Annotated in this window: 20 protein-coding genes and 1 pseudogene; 11 read left to right on the top strand and 10 right to left on the bottom strand. The window is 72.4% G+C overall.

Annotated elements, in window-relative coordinates; genetic code table 11:
- Positions 1-5: 5 nt before the first annotated feature.
- From OOZ19_RS17005 to OOZ19_RS16980, 6 genes are read left to right on the top strand one after another with little or no spacing between them, the layout of a single operon-like run.
- The gene (locus OOZ19_RS17005; protein WP_266091096.1) at positions 6-329 is read left to right on the top strand and encodes a hypothetical protein; all 324 of its coding nucleotides are present in this window, start codon (positions 6-8) and stop codon (positions 327-329) included.
- Entirely contained in the window at positions 326-691 is a 366-nt protein-coding gene (locus OOZ19_RS17000) for a GPW/gp25 family protein (protein ID WP_266091095.1), read from the top strand. Before OOZ19_RS17005 ends, OOZ19_RS17000 begins: the two co-directional genes overlap by 4 nt.
- A complete protein-coding gene (locus OOZ19_RS16995) occupies positions 688-3,771 on the top strand; it encodes a putative baseplate assembly protein (protein ID WP_266091094.1) in 3,084 nt (1,027 codons plus the stop codon). Before OOZ19_RS17000 ends, OOZ19_RS16995 begins: the two co-directional genes overlap by 4 nt.
- Positions 3,768-7,271 carry a putative baseplate assembly protein gene (locus OOZ19_RS16990; RefSeq protein ID WP_266091093.1) on the top strand — a complete coding sequence of 1,168 codons (3,504 nt, stop codon included), beginning with the start codon at positions 3,768-3,770 and terminating at the stop codon, positions 7,269-7,271. The genes OOZ19_RS16995 and OOZ19_RS16990 overlap by 4 nt, the downstream gene beginning before the upstream one ends.
- A complete protein-coding gene (locus OOZ19_RS16985; protein ID WP_266091092.1) occupies positions 7,268-9,403 on the top strand; it encodes a hypothetical protein in 2,136 nt (711 codons plus the stop codon). The genes OOZ19_RS16990 and OOZ19_RS16985 overlap by 4 nt, the downstream gene beginning before the upstream one ends.
- 26 nt (positions 9,404-9,429) lie before the next feature.
- Positions 9,430-10,833, top strand: coding sequence for a DUF6519 domain-containing protein (locus OOZ19_RS16980; RefSeq protein ID WP_266091091.1), 1,404 nt, complete (start codon positions 9,430-9,432; stop codon positions 10,831-10,833).
- A 253-nt stretch (positions 10,834-11,086) separates the two neighbouring features.
- On the opposite strand, the gene OOZ19_RS16975 is transcribed toward OOZ19_RS16980, so the two are convergent.
- The gene (locus OOZ19_RS16975; protein WP_266091090.1) at positions 11,087-11,332 is read right to left on the bottom strand and encodes an HC3 family zinc finger protein; all 246 of its coding nucleotides are present in this window, start codon (positions 11,330-11,332) and stop codon (positions 11,087-11,089) included.
- A 556-nt stretch (positions 11,333-11,888) separates the two neighbouring features.
- Here OOZ19_RS16975 and OOZ19_RS16970 point away from each other — a divergent pair.
- From OOZ19_RS16970 to OOZ19_RS16950, 4 genes and pseudogenes are all read left to right on the top strand, one after another.
- Positions 11,889-12,728 carry a helix-turn-helix domain-containing protein gene (locus tag OOZ19_RS16970; protein ID WP_266091089.1) on the top strand — a complete coding sequence of 280 codons (840 nt, stop codon included), beginning with the start codon at positions 11,889-11,891 and terminating at the stop codon, positions 12,726-12,728.
- Entirely contained in the window at positions 12,725-12,901 is a 177-nt protein-coding gene (locus tag OOZ19_RS16965; RefSeq protein WP_266091088.1) for a DUF397 domain-containing protein, read from the top strand. Before OOZ19_RS16970 ends, OOZ19_RS16965 begins: the two co-directional genes overlap by 4 nt.
- 126 nt (positions 12,902-13,027) lie before the next feature.
- Positions 13,028-13,696 carry a Type 1 glutamine amidotransferase-like domain-containing protein gene (locus OOZ19_RS16960; protein WP_266091087.1) on the top strand — a complete coding sequence of 223 codons (669 nt, stop codon included), beginning with the start codon at positions 13,028-13,030 and terminating at the stop codon, positions 13,694-13,696.
- Positions 13,697-13,756: 60 nt separating this feature from the next.
- Positions 13,757-14,661, top strand: a pseudogene (locus OOZ19_RS16950) (NADP-dependent oxidoreductase).
- A 79-nt stretch (positions 14,662-14,740) separates the two neighbouring features.
- Here the strand turns inward: OOZ19_RS16950 and OOZ19_RS16945 are convergent.
- The 8 genes from OOZ19_RS16945 to OOZ19_RS16910 all read right to left on the bottom strand — a co-directional run bounded on the left by OOZ19_RS16945 (position 14,741) and on the right by OOZ19_RS16910 (position 23,501).
- Positions 14,741-17,113, bottom strand: a complete 2,373-nt coding sequence (locus OOZ19_RS16945; protein WP_266091084.1) for an ATP-binding protein — start codon at positions 17,111-17,113, stop codon at positions 14,741-14,743.
- A 21-nt stretch (positions 17,114-17,134) separates the two neighbouring features.
- The gene (locus tag OOZ19_RS16940) at positions 17,135-17,722 is read right to left on the bottom strand and encodes a DUF6879 family protein (RefSeq protein ID WP_266091083.1); all 588 of its coding nucleotides are present in this window, start codon (positions 17,720-17,722) and stop codon (positions 17,135-17,137) included.
- A gap of 40 nt (positions 17,723-17,762) precedes the next feature.
- The gene (locus OOZ19_RS16935) at positions 17,763-17,957 is read right to left on the bottom strand and encodes a hypothetical protein (RefSeq protein ID WP_266091081.1); all 195 of its coding nucleotides are present in this window, start codon (positions 17,955-17,957) and stop codon (positions 17,763-17,765) included.
- Positions 17,958-18,538: 581 nt separating this feature from the next.
- On the bottom strand, positions 18,539-19,531 hold the full coding sequence (locus tag OOZ19_RS16930) for a transketolase family protein (protein ID WP_266091080.1): 993 nt from the start codon (positions 19,529-19,531) through the stop codon (positions 18,539-18,541).
- Positions 19,528-20,415, bottom strand: coding sequence for a transketolase (locus OOZ19_RS16925; protein ID WP_266091079.1), 888 nt, complete (start codon positions 20,413-20,415; stop codon positions 19,528-19,530). The genes OOZ19_RS16930 and OOZ19_RS16925 overlap by 4 nt, the downstream gene beginning before the upstream one ends.
- Positions 20,416-20,446: 31 nt before the next feature.
- Positions 20,447-21,748, bottom strand: a complete 1,302-nt coding sequence (locus OOZ19_RS16920) for an MFS transporter (protein ID WP_266091078.1) — start codon at positions 21,746-21,748, stop codon at positions 20,447-20,449.
- Between the two features lie 76 nt (positions 21,749-21,824).
- Positions 21,825-22,691 (bottom strand): NAD(P)-dependent oxidoreductase, encoded by an 867-nt coding sequence (locus OOZ19_RS16915; protein WP_266091077.1) that lies wholly within the window; start codon positions 22,689-22,691, stop codon positions 21,825-21,827.
- A 111-nt stretch (positions 22,692-22,802) separates the two neighbouring features.
- Positions 22,803-23,501 (bottom strand): FadR/GntR family transcriptional regulator, encoded by a 699-nt coding sequence (locus tag OOZ19_RS16910; RefSeq protein WP_266091076.1) that lies wholly within the window; start codon positions 23,499-23,501, stop codon positions 22,803-22,805.
- Positions 23,502-23,882: 381 nt separating this feature from the next.
- Here OOZ19_RS16910 and OOZ19_RS16905 point away from each other — a divergent pair, with 381 nt between their 5' ends.
- A complete protein-coding gene (locus OOZ19_RS16905) occupies positions 23,883-25,415 on the top strand; it encodes a GMC family oxidoreductase (protein ID WP_266091075.1) in 1,533 nt (510 codons plus the stop codon).
- On the opposite strand, the gene OOZ19_RS16900 is transcribed toward OOZ19_RS16905, so the two are convergent.
- Complete coding sequence (locus OOZ19_RS16900; RefSeq protein ID WP_266091074.1) at positions 25,416-26,702, bottom strand: alpha-hydroxy-acid oxidizing protein; 1,287 nt, start codon at positions 26,700-26,702, stop codon at positions 25,416-25,418.
- Positions 26,703-26,759: the final 57 nt, after the last annotated feature.

Genomic DNA, 26,759 nt, shown 5'->3' with positions numbered 1-26,759 from the left:
AAGTCGTGACCGGAGGGAACCTCGTCACCGCGGCGACATCGGTGCACTGCCCGCACGGCGGTCGCATCGTCGCCGCCGCCGGGAGCGCGGCGGTCCGCGCCGACGGGCAGGCCGTGCGGACCACGGGTGCGGCGTACGCCGTGCTCGGCTGCCCGAACCTCAGCGGGCCGTGCCGCACGGTGCGCTTCACACCGCGGCGAGGTGCGCTGCTCATCGACGGTGTTCCGGCGCTGCTCGACGACACCGACGGGCAGTGCTTCAGCGCCGACCTGCGCCCGCAGGGGCCGCCCGTGTTCCGCGGCGACTCGCGGGGGGTGCGGTGCCGGTGAGGACTCACATCGCGTTCCCGTTCCGCGTCGACGGGCGCGGTCGCACCGCGCGCGCCGGGCATCAGGAGCACGTCCGCGACCTCGTCGAACAGGTGCTGTTCACGAGCCCCGGTGAGCGGGTGATGCGGCCCGACTTCGGCTGCGGGCTGCTCGACCTGGTCTTCGCGCCGAACAGCCCGGAGCTCGCGGCGACCGTCGAGCTGTCCGTGCACGCCGCGTTGCAGCGCTGGCTCGGCGACCTCGTCGAAGTCGAAGCGCTGGACGTCGCCGCCGAGGACGAGGTGGTGCGCGTCCGGCTGCGCTACCTGGTGCGGGCCACCGGCGACCACCGCGACGAGATCTTCGAGGGGAGGCGGGCATGAGCGAACCGGACTGCCGCACCGGCGGCAGGCGAGCGCGGGTCCGCGAGGCGCGGCTCGGCGGGGTGGACGCGGTGGAGGCCGCCGACGACGGGCGCAGCCTCATCGTCACGTTCATCGGCAAAGCCCCGCACGGGGTGCGGCCGGAGAACGTGCGCATCGACGGTGGCCGACGCATCACCGGCATCACCGCGGTCGACGTCGCCGTGGAGCGGGAGAAGGACCCGGAGCTCGACGACCGCATGTTCGTCACCGTCGACCGGCCCGGCGACACCACCCGCTACCGGCTGTCCTTGGTGGACACGGACCCGTACGGGCGTCCCGGCGCGGAGCCGTTCTCCGGGTTCGACCAGCGGTACTTCAGCGCCGAGTTCACCTTCCACCCCGGCCGTCCCACGTCGTTCGACCACGCCGCACCACCGCCGTGCGAACCGGAACCCGGCCCGGCACCGCTGATCGACTACACCGCCCGCGACTTCGACACGCTCAAGCGCGTGCTGCTCGACCGGCTCGCGCTGACCACACCCGGCTGGACCGACCGGCTCGCCCCGGATCTCGGCGTCACCCTCGTCGAGCTGTTCGCGCACACCGCCGACCAGCTGAGCTACCAGCAGGACGCGGTCGCCACCGAGGCGTACCTGGAGACCGCGCGGCGGCGCGTGTCGGTGCGCAGGCACGTGCGGCTCATCGACTACCCGATGCACGACGGGTGCGCCGCCCGCGCCTTCGTCGTCGCCGAGACGGCCACCGAACTCGACCTGGCACCGGGAGAATTCCGGTTCGCCGCCGTGGATCTGCGCCCGCGCGGGCCGCACGACCCGCCCGCGCCGGGACCCGTCCTCGACGAGGACGACCTGGCGGAGCTCGACGAGCAGGACGCGGTGGAGATCTTCGAACCCGTCGCGGACGGGCCGTTGCGGTTGCGGCCCGCGCACAACCGCATCCGGTTCTGGACCTGGGGCGACGAGGACTGCACGCTGCCCACCGGGGCGACGAGCGCGACCTTGCGCGACGACGACCGGGCTGTAGAGCTTCGCCCTGGGGATCTGGTGGTGCTGGAGGAGGTTCGCGGCCCGAACACCGGCACCCCTGGAGACGCCGACCCGGCGCACCGGCAGGCGGTGCGGCTCACCTCGGTCACGCCCGGCGTGGACGCGCTGCTGGAACAGCCGGTGCTGGAGGTGACGTGGGCGCGGGCCGACGCGCTGCGCTTCCCGCTGTGCCTGAGCTCCACCGGCGGCTACGACTGCGCGCCGATCCCGGACGTGAGCGTGGCGCACGGCAACGCCGCGCTCGTCGACCACGGGCGCACGCGCGACACTCCGGACCAGGTCACCGTGCCGCCGGAGCCCGCGGTGCTCGGCGCCTGCGACGCCTCCGGCTGCCGGGACCGCACCCACGGCAACGAGCCCGCCGAGCTGCTCGGTTCGCTCATCGACCGCACCCGTGGCGGGCGGCTGCTCACCGCCGACGACGTGCACGGCCTGCACGCCGTGCTCGGCGAACCCGCCACCACCCGCGCGGGCATCGGGGTGGAGAACGCGGGGCGGCGGCAGGAGGAAGTCGTGCCCGCCACCGCGCGCGAGCAGGCCGAGGCGCTGCGACGAATGCTCGCGCAGTCCGCGTACCCCGGTATCCGGCCCCGGTTTCGGCCGGTGCTGCACCGCTCTCCGGTGGTGCAGGCGGTGCCGTACCCGCAGGCCGAGCACATCGCGGCGGGGCAGGCGGAACGGCTCGCCGCGATCCCCGGCCACGTGCGGGAACGCCTCGTGGAGCTGTGGCGCAGTGCCCGCGACGAGGACGGGCTCGGCGCGGCGGAGATCGAAGAACTGGCCGTGCTGTTCGACCGGGACCTGCTGGAACGCCTCGAACTGCGCCGCCACCCGGTGCGCGCGCTGCGCGACCTGCTGCACCGCAGCGATCACCTGCTCGCCACCAAGCGCCGCAGGCTCGAAGTGCTCACCGCCCGCGCCCACGCCGGTACCGTGCTCGGGCCCGACATCGCCTGGGAGATCGCGCAGAGCTGGGGCGAGCGGCACGCCGCCGGCCTCCACCCGGGCGACCCGGTGCTGCACGGACCGGCCGCGCAAGCGCAAGATCCGCGCGTCGCGCTGCCCGCCGTGCACGTCACCGACGGCACCGACCGCTGGGAACCGCGCCGCGACCTGCTCGGCAGCGGGCCGCGCGACCGGCACTTCGTCGGCGAGCTCGGCGACGACGGGCGGCTCGCGCTGCGCTTCGGCGACGGGCGCTGCGGCGCGCGGCCGGAACCCGGCGCTCGGCTGGAGATCCGCTACCGGCTCGGCGGTGGACCTGAGGGCAACGTCGGCGCCGAAGCCATCGACCGGCTGGTGCTGCGGCGCGAACCCGGCGCGGAACCGCTGCCGGGCGTGGTGGTGCGCAACCCGCTGCCCGCCGTTGGTGGCACCGAACCGGAGCCGGTCGAGCAGGTCCGCCAGCTCGCGCCGCTCGACCTGCGGCGCACCCGGCCGCGCGCCGTGACCGCCGCCGACTACGCGGAGTTGGCGGGCGGGCTGCCCGGCGTGCAGCGCGCGGCTGCCGAGATCCGCTGGAGCGGCAGCTCCCGCGAAGTGCACGTCGCCGTCGACGCCGACCGCACCGGAACACCCGGACCGGAACTGATCGCGGAGGTCACCGACTTCCTCGAACGGCACCGCCGCATCGGCCACCACCTGGTGGTGCGCCCGGCGCGGCAGGTGCCGCTGGAGGTCGCGCTGCGGATCTGCGCCGCACCCGGCCACCAGCGCGGGCCGATCGTCGCCGACCTGCTGCGCGCCTTCGGCAGGCGGCGGCTGCGCGGCGGGGCGCTCGGCTTCTTCCACTCGGACGCGCTGAGCTTCGGCGAACCGGTGCGGCTGAGCAGGCTCGTCGCCGCCGCCACCGCCGTGCCCGGTGTGCGCAGCGCCCGGGTCACCCGGCTGCGGCGGGCCTTCCACGACGACGACGGCGAACTCGACGCGGGCCTGCTGAGGGTGGCCCCGCTGGAGATCGCCTGCTGCGACAACGACCCGGAGCGCCCCGAGAACGGCGTGCTCCAGCTGGACTTCGGGGGTGCGCGGTGAGCGGATGCGGATGCGGTTGCGACCGCCACGACGAACGGCGCGCCCCGGACCGGCCGCACAACCCGCCGGGCCGGGAGGCGCTGGACCTGCGCGCGGGCGAGCACGGCACGTTCCTCGCCGCCATGCTCGACCGGCTCGCCTCGCCCGCCTACCCGGCGTTGCGCGGACTGACCGTGCGCACCACCGACGATCCGGCGATCGGCCTGCTCGACGCGTGGGCGGTGGCAGGTGACCTGCTGACGTTCCACTCGGAGCGGATCGCCGACGAGGGCTACCTCGGTACGGCCGACGACCACCGGTCGCTGGCGATGCTGGGCAGGCTCGTCGGGCACCGGCCGCGGCCGGGCGTCGCTGCGAGCACCTACCTCGCCTACGCGCTGGACCGGGATCCGCGGGACGAGAGCGCGACGGTGCTCATCCCGCGCGGAGCCCGCAGCAACAGCGTGCCCGGAGCCGCCGAGACCGAGTCCGTCGTGTTCGAGACCAGCGAGGACCTCACCGCGCGCTGGACGTGGAACCGGCTCGCGGTGCGGCGTCGCCGCCCGGCGCTGCTGACCGCGCAGGACTTGGGGCAGCGGTCGGAGCTGTTCGTCGCCGGGACCGCGATCTCCTTGCGCACGGGGGAGAAGCTGCTGTTCGACTTCGGGGAGCAGCGCCTGCTGCTGCCCGTCGGGCAGGTGCGGGTGGACCGGGACGAGGACGTCACGGCGATCTCGCTGCCGGGCTCCCCGCCACCGACCTTGGCCGAGCTGCGCGCCGAACTCGCGCAGTGGATCACGCCCGGCGCCGGCGAACCGTCCCCGCAGCTGCCGAACCCGCGACCCGCGAGCAGCGTCATCGAGGAGTTCGACGCGCAGGTCCTCGCGCCGCTCTACGCCGAGCTGCCCACGATCGGCTCGCCCGCGCAGTTCGCGTTGCGGCTGGGCGAACCCCTCGCTCGGCTCGCGGAGGCCGAAGTGCTCGCCGAGTCGCGGGAACCGGTCGCCGACTGGTTCGGGCGATTGCGGGCCGTCGTCGCGGAACTGCACGATCGGGCGCGGGAACTGGCGCCCGCCGGGCCGGAACCGACCAGGCCCCGGTCTCCCCGCACCACGGCTCGCCGCTCGTCACGTTCCGCTGCGGTGGGCGGATCCCCGCAAGCCGCTGCGGTACCGGGCCTGCTCGGGGAGCTGCTGGCGATGCGGGTGACCGCCGCGCCGTTCGGCGCGACGGCCCCGCTGCAACCGGTGCAGGACGACGCGGGCCGGGTGGCGCGCCAATCGGACTGGCCGCTGCCCGGCGGCACCCGCACCAGCGTGCGCATCGCGTTCGACGCGGCGGGCGCGAAACCGGTGCGCGCCGAGTTCCAGCGCACCGAACCGGGCGGCGGGTGGCAGCGGGTCGAGGCGCTGCCCGTCGAGACGTCCTTCGAGTTCGGCGGCGGACGCGTCGAGCTGTCCGCACCGGACACCGCCCGGCCCAGCCCCGGCCCGCGCCCCGAGAACGCGCTCGCCGCCGGGGTCACCGTCCGCCTGCTGCCGGAGCTCCCGGCCTGCACGCTCACCGTCTCCCGCCCGGACGAGCAGGGACGCGTGCACGTCGGCGTGCACAACGGTTCTCGCGAGGACTGGGACTTGGCGCCGCAGGACGAGCAGACCGCGTTCGTCGGCCCCTACCGGCTCACCGCGCGCTACGGGGCCGGGAGCGAACCGGCGAACGTCGAGATCACCTTCACCACCGCGCCGTATCCGGGAAGCGAGCGGCTGCTGGTGCTCGACGGCGTGCACGAGGAGATCACCACCGGAAGCCGCGTCGTAGTGGATCGCCCCCGCAAGGGCGCACCGGGCGGGGTTCCCGGTGATCCGGCGCTGGCGTTCGTCGTCACCCGCGTCGTCGCGGTCCGCACCACGGCGGCCACCCGGTTCGGCATCACGGGCCGCGCCACCGAGCTGACGCTCGCCGATCCGTGGCTGGACGACCAGGACCGGAACCTGTCCGACATCCGCGACGCCACCGCGTACGCGGGAGGTGAGCCGCTGCGGCCCGCGGACGAACCGCTCGACGAGGAGGTGCGCGGCAACACCCTCGAACTCGCCGACCTGCACGAGGGGCTGCGCCCCGGCAGATACCTGGTGGTCTCCGGGGAACTCGCCGATCCGCCCGGCGCGCCCGGCACGGAGGTCGCCGTCATCGCCGCCGCGGAGCAGGTGGTCGACCCGGAACTGCCCGGCGACCACCCGCACACGGTGCTCACCCTGACCGCCGACCTGGCGCACCGCTACCGGCGGGACACCCTGGTGGTGCACGGCAACGTCGTGCCCGCCACACACGGCGAGAGCCGGGACGAGCCGATCGGCAGCGGCGACGCGAGCAAGGTGCACCAGACCTTCGCGCTGTGGCAGTCGCCGCTGACGTGGCTGCCCGCCGACACCCCGCTCGGCGCCACTCCGGCGCTGGAGATCCGGGTCGACGGTCTGCGCTGGCACTCGGTGGACAGCCTCGCCGGGCGCGGCCCGACCGAACGGGTCTACGTCGTCGGCGGCGACGCGTCCGGCCGCACCACGGTCACCTTCGGCGACGGGGTGCACGGGGCGCGGCTGCCCACCGGGCAGGAGAACGTGCGGGCCCGCTACCGCTTCGGCACCGGCCGCGCGGCGAACGTCGGAGCCGACCGCATCACCCAGCCCGTCACCCGGCCGCTGGGCGTCACCGGGGTCACCAACCCGCTGCCCGCCACCGGCGGGACGGACGCGGACGGGCCCGCGCTGACCCGCCGCACGGTGCCGCTGGCGGTCTCGGCGCTGGACCGGTTGGTGTCGGTGCGGGACTACGAGGACTTCGCCCGTTCCCGCGCCGGGATCGGCCGGGCGTCGGCGCGGCGCGTGTTCGACGGCAGGCGCGAAGTGCTGCACCTGACCGTGGCCGGGGTGGACGACATCCCGATCGCGCCCGACGGCGAGCTGCTGCGCGCGTTGCGGGCGTCCCTCGACGAGTACGGCGATCCGAGGTTGCCGGTGCGGGTAGAACCGCGCGAGGAGGTGGCGTTGCGGGTGTCGGCGGAGGTGAAGCTGGAACGCGACCACGCGTGGGACGTGGTGGAGCCCCGCGTCCGGCGGGCGCTGCTGGCCGAACTCGGCTTCGCCGGACGGGAATTGGGGCGGCCCGCGCTGCTGTCCGAAGCGCTGGCGACCGCGCAGTCCGTCCCCGGTGTGTCCTACGTGGACGTCGACGTGTTCGCCGGAGCACCGGAGGACGGCGCGGACCTCGCCGACGTGGTGCCCGCGCGCCTGGCCGAGCACGTCGAGCAGCGCCACCGCGTCGCCGACGGCGGCGAGTCGCTCACCGAGGTGGCCGCCCGCAACGGGATCGCGCTGCGCGACCTGCTGCGCCGCAACCCCGACATCACCGACACCCGCAGGCTCGAACCGGGCCGCCGGGTGTTCGTCCACCGCGGTGTCCGCCCCGCCCAGCTGGTGTTGCTGTCGCCGGACTCGCTGATCCTCACGGAGGTCCACCGATGAGCAGGCAACCGGACGCGCTCGCCGACCTGCTGCCCGCCTGGCACCGGTTGCGCGACGCCGAGCGGGGCGAGCCGCTGCGTGCGCTGCTCGCCGTCGTCGGCGAACAGCTCGACCTGGTGCGCGACGCCGTGGAGCAGCAGTACGACGACTGGTTCGTGGAGACCGCCGCCGAATGGGTGCTGCCGTACCTGGGCGAGCTCGTCGGCTACCACCGGCTGCCCGGCTACGAACGGGTCGGCACCGCCGGGCTCCGCGACGGCGGCGATCCGGCCGAGGCGCGGCGACGGCTCGCCGAAGCGCTCGCCCCGCGCCGGGACGTGGCCGCCACGGTCGCGCACCGGCGGCGCAAGGGAACGTTGCCGCTGCTGGAAGAACTCGCCGCCGGAGCCGCCGGGTGGCCCGCCCGTGCCGTGGAGCTGTCCCGCCTCGTCGCCCACCACCAGCCGGTGCGGTTGCACGGCACCGGGGACGTGGCGCGGTTGCGGCGGGGGAGGTTCGTGGACGTGCGGGAGTCGGCGGCGCTCGACCTCGCGGGCGGCCCGTTCGGCGCGGTCGCGCACTCCGCCGACGTGCGCCGCGCGGGTTCCCGGCATCGCCGAGGCGGCTTCACCCCGGCCGGGGTGGGGTTGTTCGCGTGGCGGCTGCGCCCGCACTCGGTGACCGGAGCACCCGCGTACTGCATCGACCGCACCCGCAGCCTCTACACGTTCTCCATCCTGGGCAACGACGTGCCGCTGGTGACGAAGCCGGTGCCGGAACCGGCGGCGACGCACATCGCGACCTTGGACAACGTGCCCGCGCGGCTGCGCCGCAGGCAGGTCGCGGACCGGCTCGCGGACTACTACGGGCCGGGCAAGAGCTTCGTGATCCGCCGGGACGGCCACGACGAGCCGGTGCCGCTGTCGGCGATCACGGTGGCGGACCTGTCCGGCTGGCGCTACCGGCCCCGCTACGGGCAGGTGGCGGTGGATCCGGCGTTGGGCCGGATCGCGTTCGGCTCCCGCTCGGCGCCGCGCGACGGGGTGTCGGTGGACTACCACCACGCGTTCTCCGCCGACCTCGGCGGCGGCGAGTACCCGCGCAACCCGGAGACGCCGCCGCACGCGCGGGTCCGCCGAGTCGGGCCCGGCCAGGAGCACGCGCTGATCCTCGACGCCTACGAATCCTGGCGCGAGGAACGGGATTCCGGCGGCGCGGCGGACTGCGTCATCGAGATCGCGCACAATGGCGCCCACCAGGAGGAGTTGGACTTCGACCTGGGGCCGGGCGACCGGTTGCAGCTGCGCGCCGCCGACGGAATCCGCCCGGTGGTCCGGCTGCTCGACACCTACAGCAACCGTCCGGACGCCCTCAACATCCGGGTGCCGGAGGACGTGCCGGTGGGCGAGCGCCCGCGCGTGGTGCTGGACGGACTGCTGATCACGGGGCGCGGTATCAACGTCACCGGCCCGCTGGCGGCGCTGGAGCTGCGGCACTGCACCTTGGTTCCCGGCTGGTCGCTGGAACCGGAGTGCGCACCGCACGCCCCCGCCGAGTCGAGCCTGCTGCTGGATCGCACTTCGGCGTGCGTGGAGATCGACCGCTGCGTCCTCGGCACCATCACGGTCATCGGCGACGAGGTGAGCACCGATCCGCTGCAGATCCACCTGCGCGACAGCGTCCTCGACGCGACCGCGCACGACCGGGAGGCGTTGTCCGCGCCGGATTGCCGCCACGCGCACGCGGAGCTGCACGCGCACCGCAGCACCGTGTTCGGCGAGGTGCACGCGCACGCGGTGCGGCTGGCGGAGAACAGCGTGTTCACCGGCCGGATGCACGTGGCGCGGCGCGGCATCGGCGATCTGCGCTACAGCTACGTGCCGCCGGGTTCCCGCACGCCGAGGCGGCACCGCTGCCCGGCGGACGTGGCCGAGGGCGTGCGGCCGGTGTTCGATTCGGTCCGCTACGGCACGCCGCACTACGCGCGCCTGGCGGCGAACTGCCCGCCGCCGATCCGCCGCGGCGCTGAGGACGGTTCCGAGCTCGGCGCGTTCCACGACCTGTACGAGCCGCAGCGGGAGGACAACCTGCGCGCCAGGTTGGCCGAGCACGTCCCGGCGGGGGCCGACGCGGGCCTGATCTTCGTCTCCTGATCTTCAGCACGAGAGGACGCTCCGACATGCACGCAGACCTGTCCCGCATCACCTTCCGACCGGAGCGCGGGTATTCCGCGGTGGTCGCCCAGCAGGGCCGCGTCCAGCTGGATTCGGACGCGAACGAGCAAGCGCTGATCCAGCTGCACGAGCAGCGGGTGCTGCTCACCGACCTGATCGGCCCGCACGGCGGCCCGGTCGACGCCACGGGTTTCGGAATCCAGCGGGTCGCGGGGCCGCACGGGCTGGACGACTTGGCGATCGGCAGTGGCCGCTACTACGTGGGCGGCATCCGCTGCGACGCGTACCGGCCCGCGCCGGGGCAGGCGGTGCCGGACGAGGACGAGCCGGTGCCGCCCGTCGAACAGCCGTCGAGCTGGACCTACTGGGACCAGCCGGACGGCTTCCGCGACCCGGAGCTGCCGGGCGACCGCTTGCCGGAGGAGCCGTACCTGATCTACCTGAAGGTGTGGGAGCGGATCGTCACCGCCGCCGAGGACCCGCAGCTGCGGGAGGTGGCGCTCGGCGCGGCGGCCCCCGACACGTCGGCGCGCGTCAAGGTGGTCTGGCAGGTCTTGGCGCTGCCCGCCGCCGAACTCGGCGTGACGAACGCGGACGCGCCCGCGGAGGCGGTGCGGGAGGCGTTCGACGGGTGGACGCGGGAGCAGCGGGCCCAGCCGCCGCTGCTGGCCGCCCGGAGCAGGCGACCGGCCGATGCCGACACCGATCCGTGCCTGGTAAGCCCGGAGGCCCGCTACCGGGGCCCGGAGAACCAGCTGTACCGCGTGGAGATCCACGAGGGCGGCGCGGAATCAGGAGCCACGTTCAAGTGGTCCCGGGAGAACGGCTCGGTCACGTTCCCGGCCGACGAGGTCGACGGGACGTGGGTGGCGTTGGCGTCGCTCGGCGGGGACGAGAAGCTGGACCTGGACGTCGGCGACTTCGTGGAGGTCGTGGACACCGCCTACACGAGCCGCCTGGAACCGAAACCGCTGCTGCGAGTGGAGGAACTGGACTTGCCGGAGCGCCGAGTCCGGTTGTCGGAAGAACCCGGGGTGGGCCGCAATCCGGAGCTGCACCCGTTCCTGCGCCGCTGGGACCAGCGGGAGGGCAGCAAGCAGCCCGGTGCCCCGACGAGGCCGATGCGCGGCGGCGCGATCCCGGTGGAGGAGGGTCGGTGGCTGCGCCTGGAGGACGGCGTGGAGGTCTGCTTCAAGAGCACCGACCCGAACCGCCCCGCCTACCGCACCGGCGACCACTGGCTGATCCCCGCCCGCACGGCGACCGGGGATGTGGAGTGGCCGACCGACCCGGCGAGCCGCCCGCTGCTGCGCGAACCCACCGGCATCCTCGTGCAGCACGCCCCGCTGGCGTGGGTGGCGGGGGAGCAGCAGATCGTCGACCTGCGTCTGACGTTCGGGCTCACGTGACCCGCGAGGACGTGGGAGCCCGGCCGGGGGTGTCGGGGAGAGCCCGGCCGGGCTCCGCAACGCGGCCGGGCGAGCGGGGAGGTGCCGCGCCCGGCCTGGCCCCGCCACCGGCGGGGTCCCGGCCCGCGCCTGGTCGGGGGTTCAGGGCGACGGGCCGAGTTCTGCGAGCCGACGCGCGGAGAAGTCGCGCGTGCTCGGGGAAGTTCGTTGTTGCTGCGGGAAAGTCTTGTGCGCTAGCCGAGAACTTGTGATCTCAGCGGGATTCCGGTGTCTCGGTGTTCCTAGCGGCGTGCAGCGCGGCGTTGCACGAGTCGCAGGACGGCGCCCGCACCCACTCCTCCTCGGAGACGTCCCCGGCCAGCGAAACCTCCACCCCGCACACGGAAGTGGCATCAGAGCGCCCGTTCCACCGCATACCGCGGAAAGCGTGCCGCACCCCGTCACCCGCCGGGCGCCAGAAGTGCCGCCCGCTCACGCCGCCCACCGGAAGTTCCGGCACGACAACCTCTCCTGCGGCCGAGCGCAGACCGTGCCGAGGAGGGAAGCACACCCGCCGCACACCTCTCGATCCCCCTCACCGTCCGGAAAACCCGCGCGCCGCGGGTGGACCGGGCCGTAGACGTAAGTCCCGCACAACGCGGCCAACGCCCCGCCTCCGGCCCGCCCCACCGCGTGCCAGCGCGTGTCCACCGGCCCGCGCGACGCCGCCCACACCGAGACCGTCGCCGTGATGCCGGGATCTTCTCGAAAGCGACGGTTTCCGAAGTGGAGCTCTCTCATCGTGATTTCACCGCCGTACCGGGAATTTCCGGTTGTGGCGTTCTGGGTGTTCATCGGATTGCTCCTTCGGATTCTCGTTCCGGCACTCGGTTTCCGGGGCTGTCGGGGTGGGCTGGCATCATGCTCGGAGAGGCGGTCAGCGCGTTGCTGATGTTCGAAAACGATGCACCGGCAGGGGATTCGCCGACAACGGCGTGCTTTTAACCGCATCGGGTGATCAGGTAGGTGCACTCGCGGCCATCCCGATGGCGCGGGTATGACAACACGGAGCGCGGATGGCGAGAACTCCGAAGAATCATGCCTTGGGCAAGGCGTTGCGGCAGGCGCGGGAAGAACACGGGTTGACGTTGCGCGCGTTCGCCAAGCGGCTGGAACGAGATCCGGGAGTCCTCTCGCGATGGGAGACAGGTGATCGCACGCCTCGCCCGGAGCAGGTGGCCCAAGCGCTGACCTCGCTCGGGATCAACGGCGAGCGGTACGAGGAGGTGGTGGCGCTCGCGCACGGCGCCGACGACCCGAACTGGGTCGCGACGACGCTTCCCGCGCAACGGCAGCAACTGGAAGCGCTGATCGATTTGGAGCGGCGCGCGACGAAGATCGTCGAAGTATCACCGCTGATGATTCCAGGACTGCTGCAAACGAGTGACTACATCGGTGCGGTCATGAGAGGAGGAGGCGTACCTGAATCCGAGCTCGCCGGAAGGACTTCCCGCCGGATCAGTCGCAGGGAGTCGGTGATCGGGCAGCAGCCAGCGGAGCTCGCCGCGTTCATCGGCGAGGCCGCTTTGCACCAGGTGATCGGTGATCGGTCCGTCATGCGTGCGCAGCTGCGTTTCCTGGATCAGGTCGCGGCTAAGCCGAACATCGAGCTTCGCATCGTTCCGCTCGCGAGCGGCTGGCATCCAGGGCTGGAAGGTCCTTTCCTGCTCATCCGAACCGAGCTGGACGAGGTCGTCCAATTGGAGAATCGCAAGTCCGGACTCTTCCTGCACGAGCAGGCGGATGTGAAGATCTACCGAGAAGCCGTCGGCATGGTCGAGAGCGTGTCGAAGAACGCGTTGGAGTCTCGATCCATCATCGCGGACCTCGCCAGGAGGATGGAGGAGCGCCGATGAGCGCGGAACGTACCTGGATCAAGTCAAGCCGCAGTCAGAACACCTCGACGTGCGTCGAGGTGACGACGACGCTCGACGAGATCCGGGACTCGAAGGACCCGAACGGCCCCACCCTCAAGACCGCCGTCGCATCCTTGGTGCGGGCGATCAAGGCTGGACGCTTCGGGAGCTAGTGGCTCTGGTCCGAGTTTGCGGGGGAGGTGCTGATGAGGTTGGTGCTGAGCTCGTGGTTCCTGCCTCCGGGTATCCGCCCGGCAGCGCTTCCCCACACCTCCCGCACCGCTAGAGCAGGCATCGTCTTGAACGCGCTCGATGCGTCCGGAGCCGCGCGCTCCCGCGTGCACGACCGCGAACGGCGCACCCTCGAGGGGTTCGGGTACTCGTGCGAAGAGCTCGACCTCCGCGACCACTTCGCCGAGCGCGAGGAACTGCCTCAGCGCTTGGCCGGACTCGACCTGGTCTGGGTCGTGGGAGGCAACGCGTTCGTCCTGGCCCGCGCCATGACCCGGGCGAGATTCCGCGACGCCCTCGCCGCGCAGTTCCCCCGGCGCGAGTTCACCTACGGCGGTTGCTCGGCGGGCGCCTGCGTCGCCGGACCGGACCTCCGAGGAACCGACCTCATCGACGACCCGGCGGTCCTGCCCGACGGGTACTCGCCGACCGCCGCACCCGAGTGCCTCGGCCTAGTGCCCTACCGGATCGTCCCGCACTGGCGTTCCGGCCAGCCCGAATCGGGTAGCGCGAACAACGCCGCCGCTCACCTGACCGAGCACGGATTGGCGCACCGATGCCTTCGAGACGGGGAGGCGGTGAACGCCCACGACATCACCGGTCCGGCCGTCCGGCCGACGCCTCGGCTCCCGGATCCTGGTGAGATCTCCAGGCGAGCGCCGAACCGCTGGTCAACGCGTCCCGCTGGTTCCCGGCGTACGGTGATCTCGGGCGGCGCGGGGGAGCGCCGTGGCTGATCTCGGATGGAGAGCGGCGCGCGCCGGTGGTCACCGGCGGCATCGGAGAGGCGAGGCATCATGCGTGCGGTCAGGTACCACGAGTACGGCGGCGTGGAGAACTTGGTGGTCGAGCAGGTGCCCGACCCGCACCCGGGAGCCGGTGAGATCCGCATCCGCGTCGCGGCGGCCGGCGTCAACCCGGTCGATTGGAAGGTGCGTTCGGGCGCGGTCCGCGACTTCCTCCCCCTGGAGCTGCCCGCGATCCCGGGGCGCGACGCCGCCGGGTGGTCGACGAGATCGGCACCGGCGTCTCGGGGGTGAACGCGGGTGACCGAGTGTTCGGGCTCGGTGGTGTCACCGGTGCGACGGCGGAGCTGGCGGTGCTGTCCGCTTGGGCCGCAGCTCCCGGCACGTGGGACGACGCGCAGGCCGCGGGCGCGGGCCTGGCCTCGGTCACCGCGATCTGCGGGCTGGTCCCGCTCGGCCCGCTCGACGGGCGAACGCTCCTGGTGGAAGGCGGGGCAGGTGGAGTGGGCAGTGCAGCAGTGGAGATCGCGATCGCCCGAGGCGCCACCGTGATCGCCACGGGAAGCGAGCGCAACCACGCCTACCTCGCCTCGCTCGGCGCCGTGCCCACGACCTACGGTCCCGGCCTTGCCGAGCGCGTCGGCGCCCTCGCTCCCGGCGGTGTCGACGTCGCGCTGGACACCGCGGCCTCAGGTTCGCTCGCCGACCTCGTCGCGATCGTGGGCGACGCCGCACGCGTCGCGACCGTCGCCGACCAGGCCGGGGCGGAGCGCCTGGGCGTGCACCAGGCCAACGCGGAGAACAACTCCGCGTACCTGGCCGAGGCGGCGGAGCTGGGCGCGGAAGGTCGCTACACGCCCCGGATCGAACGGAGCTTCCCCCTGGAGGAGATCGCCGACGCCCACTCGTACGTCGAGCGCGGGCACACCCGGGGGAAGGTCACGATCTCGTTGTGAGCGGTCGGAACTGCGCCGCCTGAAGCACGGGGAGCCGTTGCCGTGGCGCGGTTCTCGCCGTGTCGCCCGCGACGATCCACTACGCGCCGCCCGCCGGATGGCGGAGGCGGGCTCGGGTTCGTTCGGCGGCGGGGTCGGCGAACTCGGCGAGCAGGTCCGCCGCGTCGCGCCGGGACCGGTCGGCTTCGGCGGTGGCTCCGGTGCGGTCGAGCGCGGTGGTGAGGTGGGCCAGCGCGAAGGCCAGCTGCCACCGGTCGTCGAGCTCGCGGAACGAAGTCGCCGCCAAGCGGTGGAATCCGGCGGCTTCGTCGGCCCGGTCCAATTCCAGGTACACCGCTCCGGTGGCGTCGATCGCCTCGGCTTCCCTGGCGCGGTCGGCCAACCTGCGTTGCATGGAAGCCGCGCGCTGGAAGGAGATCAGCGCTTCGGACGGCCGTCCGAGGTCGACCTGCACCCGTCCGAGTTCGAGCGACCAGTACGCCTCCCACGCGCGGTTCTCGTGCGCGTGGGCGATCGCCAGCGCCTCCTCGACGTAGCGGTGCGCGGCCTCCGGGCGCCCGAGCCCCCGGTGGGCGTGGCTGAGGCCGCGCAGCGCGTCGCCCCTGCCGCCGGGAGCGCCGAGCCGGGCGTAGCGCTCCACCGCGTCCCGCAGCAGCACGGCGGCCTCCTCGAAGCGCTCCAGTCCCAAGTGGACGTTGGCGGTGTTGTTCGACGACACCGCGATCCAGTACTCGTCACCGACGTCGACCGCGAGCCGGTGGGTCTGCTCGAACATGAGCAGCGCCCGGTGCAGCTCGTGGCCGCGCAGGTGCGCCATGCCCACGGCGTTGGTGGAGGCGAGCTCGCCCCGCCGGTCGCCGAGCTCGCGGCGGATGTCGAGAGCCGCGCTCTGGAACCGAATCCCCTCAACGCGCCGCGAGGACTGCGTGTGCGCCTTTCCCAAGCTCTCCAACATGTCGGCTTCGGCGTGCCTGTCGCCGGAGGCGCGCGCGGCCCCCAACCCGATGGTGCTGGTCGCGAACCAGTCGTCGAACTGGTTCCGGCCCGCGTAGATGCCGCGCAGCAGTGCGGGAAGCAGCCACGCGAGCTCGTGCAGGTCCGCTTCCTCGGCGGCCCGCGTCGCGGCGAGGAGGTTCATCCGCTCGCGCTCGTACCACTGCGCGGCCTCCTCCGGCGTGGCGAAGTCCGGGGCGCCGGAACCGTCGATCGGCGGGCGACGGTGCGCCGGGGCGAGCACCCGCACGGCCCGGTCGGCGCAACCCGCGTACCAGCGCACCGAACGGTCGAGCGCCGCGCGGGTGGTCTCAGCGGATTCCTCGGTGCGAGCCTGGTCAGTGGCGTAGGCCCGCAGCAGGTCGTGGAACTCGTAGCGGTCCGGCCGCCGCTGCTCCAGCAGGTGCGCGCCGACCAGGTCGTCGAGCAGCCGGCGCACGCGGACAACCGGCAGGTCCGCCAGCGCGGCGGCTGCGGCCGAACCGAAATCGCGACCGGGATGCAGCCCGAGCAGCCGGAACAAGCGGCTCGCGTCCTTCGACAACGCGCGGTAGGACCAGGCGAACACGGAGCGGACCGCGTCCGCATCGTCGTCGTCGCCCGCGGTGAGGGCGTCCCACAGCGCGGATTCGTCCCGCAGCTCCTCGACGAGGTCGCCCAACGGCACGCTCGGCCTGCTGATCGCGCGTTCCGCCGCGATGCGCAGCGCCAGCGGGAGACGAGCGCACAGCCGGGCCAGCTCGTCGAGCTCCGAACCGTCGTCGGCGCCGCGGTGGCCTTCGGCGAGGCTCCGCAGCAACCGGACGGCCTCCTGCTCGGGCAGGACGCCGAGCGTCACCCGCCGCGCGCCGTCGCGCGCGACCAGCCCGGACAGCCTGCTGCGGCTGGTGACCAAGGTGAGGCAACCGCCGATGCCCGGCAGCAGCGGCCGGACCTGCCCGACGGTGGCCGCGTTGTCGAGCACGATCAGCATGCGGCGCCCGGCCAGCTGCGAGCGGAACAGGGCCGCGCGGGGTTCGAGGTCGACCGGGATCTGGTCGCCGGGGACGTTCATCGCCCGCAGGAAGCGATCGAGCGCCTGATCCGGTGTGACGAGCGGCCCCGGGTCGTAGCCGTGCAGGTTGACGTACAGCTGCCCGTCCGGGAAGCGCGGCGCCATGCGGTGCGCCCAGTGCACGGCCAGCGACGTCTTGCCCACTCCCGCCGTGCCGACCACGACGCACGGCGCCGCCGCGCGTCCCTCGCCGTCCTCGGCGGGCAGCAGCAGGTCGAGCTGGTCGAGCTCGCCGTGCCGGTTGACGAAACCCGGTACGTCGGCCGGGAGTTGCCGGGGAACGCCGTCGTCGGCGCGACCCGTCCCGTGGAAGTGGATGCCGCCGCTGACGCGACCGGCCTGGATCACTTCCTTCGCGCTGCCGGAGAGCTCGTTCCTGGCTTCGTCGCCGTCCCGCGTCGGCATGTCACCCATCTCGGTTCGCCGTCAAGCGGACGGAGCTTCGCACTGCGCGGGCCGCAATCCCGCCACTGCTCGGTCGAAGTAGGCGTCGAGCTTTTCCCCGTTCTGGTGCTGGGCGTCGATGAACTCCGCCCAACGCCGCGCGGTCGACCGCTCGACGCACCGGATCGCGCCTTCGGCGACGCCGTCGGCGTCGTAGAGGACCTGGTACACGGTGTCCGGTCCGATCACGAAGATCTCTGGCAGCGCGCCTTCGCGCTCCAGTGGTTCCAGCGAGCCCGCGTCGACGACGCTGATCGACGCGCCGGACTGGTGGCGGATGAGCAGCGAGTTCAGCTCCCAGACGAGGTAGGAGCTGAGCGGTTCCTCCACCACCCGGACGCGGCGCACGAAGAATCCGTGCGCGGAGATGCGGTCGAAGTAGTCCTCGAGCTTCGCCCGCCGCTCTTCGAGCAGCCGCAGCGACAGTTCCCAGTTCCCGCCGTGGAACGCATTCCAGCTCGCGCTTTCCGGCTGCCGGAAGGTCTGCGCGCGTTCGAATTTCCATGCGCCGGTGTTCCGGGGTCTCCAGAAGCGCTCGTTGAAGTCATCGGCGTATTCGTCGAGCGTCAACCTGTCCCCGGATACCATTCGGCCGGGAGTGCCGGTCGCCTCACCCATGGGGCATGTCCCCCTTCGCGGACTGGAGCATGGATCCGGGAATCACGACGAGTCGTTCGTCGGAGCCCACGTTCACTCCGTCGGGCAGCGTGTTCGTGTAGCTGGCAGTGAGGTCGCGGCCGATCACGGCGATGTCGCCGTTGTCGAGTTCCCAGATGTCCGGGCAGGTCAGTTCGTTCGCTGGCACCGAGTTCGAGCGCTGACTTGCTCGTCTCCGGAAGGTCGCTGCCGGGTCCGCTTCCCAAGGTCGTGGCATGGTCCCTCCGCTCATCAGCGCGCCCACGGGAAAAGTCACGAAACTTCAAGCTCCCGCGTTAAATTCTCCGCGAGGAATCGTGCTGTTGGAAGATGCCCGTTGTTCGCATTGGCGCTTGCCTCGTGGCAGGTCAGTGTAAGTGCATTCGTGATCGACGTGGTCTCACTGCTCGATCGTGCCACTCGAATGAGCGTCAGCAATCGCCTGATCGATGGCTTGAATCCGCGCGAATGCGGGTTTTGATCCGGCATTTGTGGAAATGGAAACCGCTTCGGAATAGTGCGGCAAAACCGGCTATTCGTGGATAAGTCACCCGGAATACTCATAGCGCGAGCGAGGATAGCGTCTCGTGCACTGTCATTCGCCCGGAGAAGCAAGATCGTTACCGTGCTCCCGCGGCAGCCGCCGTTCGGTGCAATCGGCGGTGCGTGAAAGGAGCTTGCGGAGTGCGCCGGAACGCGGAAGCGCCCCGGAACCGGTGGTTCCGGGGCGCTCTCGTGGCGGGGTGCGGGTCAGGCGAGTTCGGCGAGGACCTTGGAGACGATGGTTCCGCGGGCCAAGCCGTAGCGCTCGTGCAGCGTCGGCAGGGCGCCGGCGTCGAGGAATTCGTCAGGCAGGGCGATCGGCACGACGCGCTTCTGCTCGCCCACCTTGGCCATCTCGGCCGCGAGGGTCTCGAAGAGGCCGCCGACGACGGTGTGGTTCTCCAGCGTCACCACCAGCCGGTCGCCGTCGGTCTCCCGCAGCACGGTCTCCGCGTCGAACGGCTTGATCGTGGGACTGTGCACCACGGCCACGTCCACGCCGTGCTCGGCGAGGTCCTGCGCGGCCTGCAGCGCGCGCATCGTCATCAGGCCGCTGGAGACGAACACGACGTCGTTCCCGCCGCGCAGCACCGAAGCCTCGCCCAGCCGGAACTCGTAGTCGTACTCGTCGAGCACGGTCGGCACCTTGCCGCGCAGCAGCCGCAGGTACGTCGGGCCGTCCGAGGCCGCCAGCTGCGGCACGGCCTGCTCGATGTCCACCGAGTCGCACGGGTCCACGATCGTCAGGTTCGGCATTCCCCGGAAGATCGCGATGTCCTCCGTCGCCTGGTGGCTCGGGCCGTAACCCGTGGTGAGCCCGGGAAGTCCGCCGATGATGTTGACGTTGAGGTTCGGTTCGGCGATGTCCAGGCACAGGAAGTCGTAGGCCCGCCGCGCGGCGAACACGCTGTAGGTGGAGGCGAACGGCACCAGGCCGACCTCGGCCATGCCCGCCGCCGCGCCGAACAGCAGCTGCTCGGCCATGCCCATCTGGAAGAACCGGCCGGGGTGCGCCTCGGCGAACACGTGCATGTCGGTGTACTTGCCCAGATCGGCCGTGAGCCCGACGATCCGCTGGTCCTGCTCGGCCAGCGCGGCCAGCGCGTGCCCGAACGGCGCGGGGCTGGTCGGCTGACCCGGATCGGCGAACGAGGCGATCATCGCCGAGGTGGTGAGTCGCTTCTTGGTGGGGGTGCTCATGCGCTCGCTCCTTCGAAACCGGCGGTGAGCTGGTCGCGGCACTGCTGCCACTCGTGCTCGTCGATCCGCATGAAGTGGGCCTTCTCGCGGGCCTCCAGCAGCGGAACACCGCGCCCGATCACCGTGTCGCAGAGGATGACCGACGGCGTGCCGTGCGGCTCGGCCTGCTCGGCGGCGGCGTCGAAAGCGGCCAGCAGCGCCTCGACGTCGTTGCCGTCGACGCGCTGGGTGAACCAGCCGCACGCGGCCCACTTCTCCTCGGCCGGCTCGATGCTGAGCACCGACTCCGTCTTGCCGTCGGCCTGCAGCGCGTTCATGTCGACCATCGCGGTCAGGCCGCCGAGCCCGTGGTGCTTCGCGCCCATCGCGGCCTCCCAGGTGGAGCCCTCGTCGAGTTCGCCGTCGGAGAGGAAGTTGAAGACCTGCGAGGACGACGACCGCAGCCGCAGCCCCAGCGCCATGCCGACCGCGACGGTGAGCCCGTGGCCGAGCGAACCGCCGGAGATCTCCATGCCGGGCGTGTAGGAGGCCATGCCGGACATCGGCAGCCGCGAGCCGTCCGAACCGTAGGTGTCGAGCTCGTCGGCCGGCACGATCCCGGCCTCCGCCAGCGCCGCGTACAGCGCGATCGCGTAGTGGCCGGTGGACAGCAGGAACCGGTCCCGCTGCTCCCAGTGCGGGTCCTCGGGCTTCAGGCGCAGCTGGTCCACGTAGGTCACCGCGAGCATGTCGGCGACGCCGAGCGCCTGGCCGACGTACCCCTGGCCCTGCACCTCGCCCATGTCCAGCATGTGGTGGCGCATCCGGTGCGCGGCTTCGCGCACCCGATCCGCCCGCGCGGCGAGGTCGAGCCCTTTCGTGCGTGACGCGCTCACTGCGGTCATGTTCACTCCTCTCCGAACTGCGGGTCGATGGTCAGGCCGGAACGCGGTCCGGCTCGGCGAGCTTCGCGGGGGCGGTCTCCGGGGTGAACGCGGCGGCGGCGGTGGAGATCACGCCCAGCAGCACGAACAGCAGCGCGGGGCCGATCCAGCCCAAACCGCCGTAGAGCGCGGTCGCCAGGAACGGCAGCAGCCCGGCCACCATCGACGCGCCGTTGTAGCCCAGCGAGATCCCGGACGAGCGCACGTCGCGGGGGAACTGCTCGGAGAACCACGACGACTCCACCGCGAAGATCGGGTCGTGGCTCAGCAGCAGCCCCAGCGACACCGCGACCACCACGGCGATGCCCGCGCCGGTGTTGACCAGCAGGAACATCGGGATGCCGAAGGCGATGGTGAACACGGCACCCAGCAGGAACACCGGCTTGCGGCCGATCCGGTCCGACAGCGCGCCGAACAGCAGGTGGCTCAGCAGGCCCAGCGCGGAGCCGACGATGGTGCCGATCAGCACGTTCTGCTTGTCGGTCAACCCGGCGAGCACCACGTAGGAGAGCATGAAGCTGGTGGTGATGTAGTAGCCGCCGGTCTCCGCCAGCCGCAGCGCCACGATCTTGAGGATGGCCCGCCAGTCGCGGCGCAGCACCTCCAGCGCCGGAGCCTTGTGGATCTCGCCGCGGTCCTTCATCGCGGTGAAGTCCGGCGACTCGGAGATCTTCATCCGGATGAACATGCCCGCGCCGACCATCACGATCGACAGCAGGAACGGGACCCGCCACACCCAGTCGCCTTCGAACACGGCCTCCGAAGCCAGGAACGCGCCGTTGGCCAGCAGCAGACCGGCGGGAATGCCGATCTGCGGCACCGCGCCGAAGAAGCCGCGCCTGCGCTCGGGGGCGTGCTCCACCGACATGAGCACCGCGCCGCCCCATTCGGCGCCGAACCCGATGCCCTGCACGATGCGCAGCAGGATCAGCAGCACCGGAGCCAGCAATCCGGCCTGCGCGTAGGTGGGCAGCACGCCGATCAGCACCGTGCCCAGGCCCATGATCGCCAGCGACCACATCAGCACCGTCTTGCGGCCCAGCCGATCGCCGTAGTGCCCGGCGAGGTACCCGCCCAGCGGGCGGAAGAAGAACCCCACGGCGAGCGTGGCGAACGAGGCCAGCACGCCCAGGAGTTCGTTGCCGGTGTGGAAGAACACCGATCCGAAGTACGCCGCCGAAGCGGTGCCGTAGATGAAGAAGTCGTAGCTCTCGACCGCGGTGCCGATCATCGAGGCGACCGACACCTTCGTCGGGTCGTCGCGCGGTGGGCCGGTCGTGGGGGCGGCGGACATGATCTGCTCCTTTGCAGGAACCGCCGGGGTTGGATGCCCAGGCGGCCGGTTTCCCGCGATGTGCGGGGAGATTCGGTCAGGCGGAGGTGTAGGTCTCGATCACTCGGGAGTCGTCGCGGGTGCCCAATCCGGCGTCGGCGGCGCGTTCGTAGCGCTCCCGGGCGAGATCCAGCAGCGGGGTGTCGGCGTCGGCCTGGCGGGCGGCGTCGGCGACGAGGTTGCTGTCCTTGACGAAGATGCCGATGGTGCTGGTGACCTCGACATCGGTGCCCTGCACCATGCGCGGCCCCCGGTCGGAGAGCATCCACGACCCGGCGGCACCGCCCTCGACCAGCGACAGCACCTGCTCGCGGTCCAGCCCGAGCTCACCGGCCAGCGAGAGCGCTTCGGCGGCGGCGACGATGTGCACCGAGCACAGGTGCTGGTTCACGACCTTGATCGCCTGGCCGTCGCCGACCCGCTCACCGACTTCGCGCACCGCGCCGAAGCAGTCCAGCACCGGGCGCGCGAATTCCACGGTGGACCGGTTCCCAGCGGCGAACAGGGTGAGCTCGCCGGTGCGGGCCCGCGCGACACCGCCGGTGACCGGCACGTCCAGCACCAGCGCTCCGGCCTCGGTGAGGCGAGCGCCCTGCTCGCGGACCGCGTCGGGGCCGACGGTGCTCATCACGATCCAGCGCTGCCCGTCGAGGTCGGCGCGGGTGAGGGCCTCGTCGACCAGCGCGGCGAGCTGGTCCGGGGTGGCGACCATGACCACGACGAACTCCGCGCGGGGAGCCTCGGTCAGCGACGGAACCGCCGGGATCCCTCGCGCCGCGGCCCATTCCCGCGCGCTCGGCGTCGGATCCACCGCCGTGGTCGTGCGGCCCGCGGCGACCAGCCGGTCCGCCATGTGCCGTCCGATGGCGCCGATCCCCACGAACACCACATCGGGTTCGCCCATGAGTCAACCTCCTGCTCCGGCCCGTTTCGGGCAGCACGCGTCGGCGCCCGGTCGCGCGGGCGCGAATTCCTGGAGTTGTTCCGGTCCCGGCGGTCTGCCGGGAGGGTGCGGTCAGGCCTCGCCGGTCAGCGCGGACCACACCTCGAAGTGGCGGCGCATCGCCGACCGCGCACCCTCGCCGTCGCGGGCTTCGACGGCGTCGACGATTCCGTAGTGGACGGTGTCGATGACGCGGTTCTCGCCCGCCTGCAGCGGTTCCCGCTCCACGGCGACCCGGCGGCGGTCCACGACTTCGTCGCGCAGCACGTGGCTCAGCCCGTCGTGCAGCAAGGTGAAGATCGGGTTGTTCACCACGGTGAACAGGTGGCGGTGGAAGTCGAGGTCCGCTTCCAGCGCGCGTTCGTCCTCACCGGCCGCGCTGGCGCGCACCATCTCGTCCACCAGCCCGCGCAGCACGTCCACGTCGTCGGCCGTCGCCAGGCGGGCGGCGGCCTCCGTCATGGAGATCTCCAGCATCTCGCGCGCCGAGCGGAACTGGCCGCCGCCGAGCTGCCCGAGCTCGCTGGAGAGGTCGAAGTAGAGCTGGATGAAGCTCGCGTCCGGCACGCCCAGGTAGGAACCCCGGCCCTGGGTGCGGGTCAGGAAGCCGAGCATCTCCAGCATCGACAGCTGCTCGCGCAACGTGCCGCGGCTGATGTCGAGGGAGGAGACCAGTTCCCGTTCCGTGGGCAGGCGCAGCAGGTCGGTGCCCGGCTCCGGCGTCGCCTGCTCGGCCAGGCTGCGCACCAGGAACGACAGATCCACACCCACGAAATCCTCCTTTGGTAAAACCAATGTGGCGTACGTTAAGCGTCGGCTACCGAGGTGTCAACGCTTTGGTTAGACCTTTGCGCGGGAGTTGGGAGTTTCGCGACGGACGGCCGATGCCTGGCGTGCGGGGGTTCGAGATCGGCTGTTGTGATGTGCGGCACAACTGTGTTGAGCATGCCCCAGCGGCACGGCTTCTCCTGTTCCCGCGCCCGCCGGGTGGTCGACTCGCGGTGATGCCCGCGAAGCGGGGACGAGTCGAACGCTCGGAGGCTCCGCGGCAAGGGGCGGGCCAGCCCGCTCGTCAGAGGAGCGCACGAGCTCCGCGTGCACCACCAGCCCGCTCAGCGACGCTCGCCTCCGCGAGTGCGACAAGGAGAATCGATGTACGACACGATCATCGTCGGCGCCGGATCGGCGGGGGCCGCGCTCGCGGCCCGGCTGACCGAGGACGATCAGCGGCGGGTGCTGGTGCTCGAAGCGGGCCCGGACTACCGCTCGGCCGAGACACCGGAAGCGATCCGGGGCGTCGAACCGGGCAAGAACCGCCTCGTGGAACAGCTGGCGCAGTCCCACACCTTCCCGCAGTTGCAGGCGTCGCGGTCCGCCGCACAGGAACCGGCGAGCTACCCGCGCGGTCGCGGGGTCGGCGGGAGCTCCGCGGTGAACGGGCTGTTCGCGATCCGGCCCACCGCGGAGGACCTCGACGGCTGGGCGGCGAACGGCTGCGCCGGGTGGAGCCATCGGGAAGTGCTGCCGCTGCTGCGGAAGCTGGAGAACGACCAGGACTTCGGCGCCGACGACCACCACGGCGCCGACGGCCCGATCCCCGTTCTCCGGCCGCGCCGCGAGGACTTCGCCACCGTCGAATCGGCCCTGGACCAGGTCACCGGACGCATGGGGCACCCGTGGGCGCCCGATCACAACGCGCCCGGCGCGACCGGGGTGTCGCCCTACGCCTACAACAGCCTCGGCGGGCGGCGGGTCTCCACCAACGACGCCTACCTGGAACCGGCCCGGGAACGTCCCGGCCTGCACGTCGTGGGCGGCGCGCTGGTCGACCGGATCCTGATCAGCGGCGGGCGCGCGACGGGGGTTCGGGCGCTCGTCGAGGGCGAGGTCACCGAGTTCCACGCCGCCGAGGTCGTGGTCTCGGCAGGCGCGGTGCACTCCCCGGCGATCCTGCAGCGCTCCGGGATCGGCCCCGCCGCGGAGCTGCGGAAGGTGGGCGTCGAGCCCGTCGTGGATCTGCCGGTGGGGCGCGGGTTGCAGGACCACGCGGCGATGATGCTGATCCTCGGCCTGCACGAGCCGCCGGACTACCGCGGCCTGCCTGAGCGCGGGCAGCTGTTCCTGCGCTTCACCACCGGAGTCGGGGAGGCCGTCAACGACGGCGTGATCGCCACCCCGGGCGCGCTGGGCGAAGGGCTCCCGGTCGCCGGGATCGTCGGCTGGAACAACCGGGCGAGCTCGACCGGCCGGGTGCGGCTCACCTCCACCGACCCGACGATCGACCCGGCGGTGGAGCTGAACCTGCTCGCCGACCCCGTGGACCTGCGCAGGTTCCGCGTCGTCGTCGACGAGCTGCGCGAGATCGCGGCCCAGCCGGAACTGCAGAAGATCTCCGCCGGGATGGGGCTCGGCACGGCGATGGTCCCGCCGGACGCGCCGATGTCCGACGCGGAGTTCGCGCAGTTCGCCCTGGCCAACGTCATCGACACCGCGCACGCCTCCGGCACCTGCCGGATGGGCGCGCCGGGAGCACCGGACGCCGTGGTGGACCCGGACGGCCGGGTGCAGGGCGTCGAGGGGCTGCGGGTGGCCGACGCGAGCGTGTTCCCGTGGGTGCCGCGGGCCAATCCGCACCTGACCGCGGTGCTCGTCGGGGAGAAGATCGCCGCCGCGATGCGGGAGTGATCAGGCCGGGCGGAGGGCGTCGCGGGTGAGCTCGGCGGGGGAGGCGTGGCCGGTGAGCCCGAGAGTGAGGTCGAGCTCGGCGAGCACGTTCGCCGCGACCGCGCGCACGCCTTCCGCCCCGGCCAGCGCCAGCCCGTAGAGGTACGGGCGGCCCAGGCAGACCGCGTCCGCACCCAGGGCCAGCGCCTTGACGACGTCCGCGCCGGACCGGATGCCGCTGTCGAACAGCACGGTGAGCTCGCCGTCGACCACCGGCGCGATCTCGGCCAGCGCGTCCAGCGCGGCGACGGAACCGTCGACCTGGCGACCGCCGTGGTTGGACACGACCACTCCGTCCACCCCGGCGTCGACCGCGCGGCGCGCGTCGTCGGGGTGCAGCACGCCCTTGAGCAGGATCGGCAGCGACGTGCGGTTCCGCAGCGTCGCCAGGTCCGACCAGTTCAGCGACGGCCGGGAGTAGGTGTCGAGGAAGGTCTGCACCGCCGCGCGCGGCTCCGGGGAGCGCAGGTTGCGCAGCAGCGGGCCGGGGAACCGGCGGCTCATCGACAGCAGCGCCCGGATCGCGGAGAACGTGACGCGGACGTCGGACTCCTCGCCCGCGCCGCCGGCGACCCGCTCGCGCACCATCTCCCGGAACCGGGGGTCCGAGGTGTACTGGGCGATGCCCTGGCCCCGCGCGAACGGCAGCGAACCGAGGTTGAGGTCCTGCGGGCGCCACCCCAGCAACGTCGTGTCCAGCGTGACCACGATCGCTTCGGCTCCGCAGCGCTGCGCGCGGGACAGCAGGCTGTCCACCAGGTCGTCGTCGGTACTCCAGTACAGCTGGAACCAGCGCGGGGATGCGCCCATCGCGGCGGCGCACTCCTCCATCGGGACGCAGGCCTGGTTGGAGAACACGTACGGCAGGCCGAGCTCCGCCGCCGCCTTCGCGACGGCCAGGTCCGCCTCGGGGTGGATCAGCTCGGCGGCGCCCACGGGTGCGAGCAGGACCGGCGCCGGGATGCGGCGGCCGAACAGCTCCACGCCCAGGTCCCGCCGGGACACGTCCCGCAGCATGCGCGGCACGATCGACCAGCGGTCGAACGCGGCCCGGTTCGCGCGCATCGTCGCGCCGTCACCCGCGCCACCGGCGACGTAGGCCCAACCCTCCGCGGAGGCCGTCCGCCGCGCTCGCCGCTCCAACGTGCGGAAATCGGTGGGGACCACGGGTTTCCGCCCGGACACCCCGGCCCGGTAGATCGAGGACTGGCGGTCGCGGCCGATACCGGCGGCGGGTTCGTCGGGCATGCGGGTTCCTGTTCGTGGTCGGCTCCGTCCGATCATCTCCGGCAGCGCACGCCGAGT

It is taken from the genome of Saccharopolyspora sp. NFXS83 (assembly GCF_026241095.1).
Lineage (GTDB): Bacteria > Actinomycetota > Actinomycetes > Mycobacteriales > Pseudonocardiaceae > Saccharopolyspora_C.
Note: the sequence above shows the minus strand (reverse complement) of the source record. Positions and strands in the feature narration are given on the sequence as shown.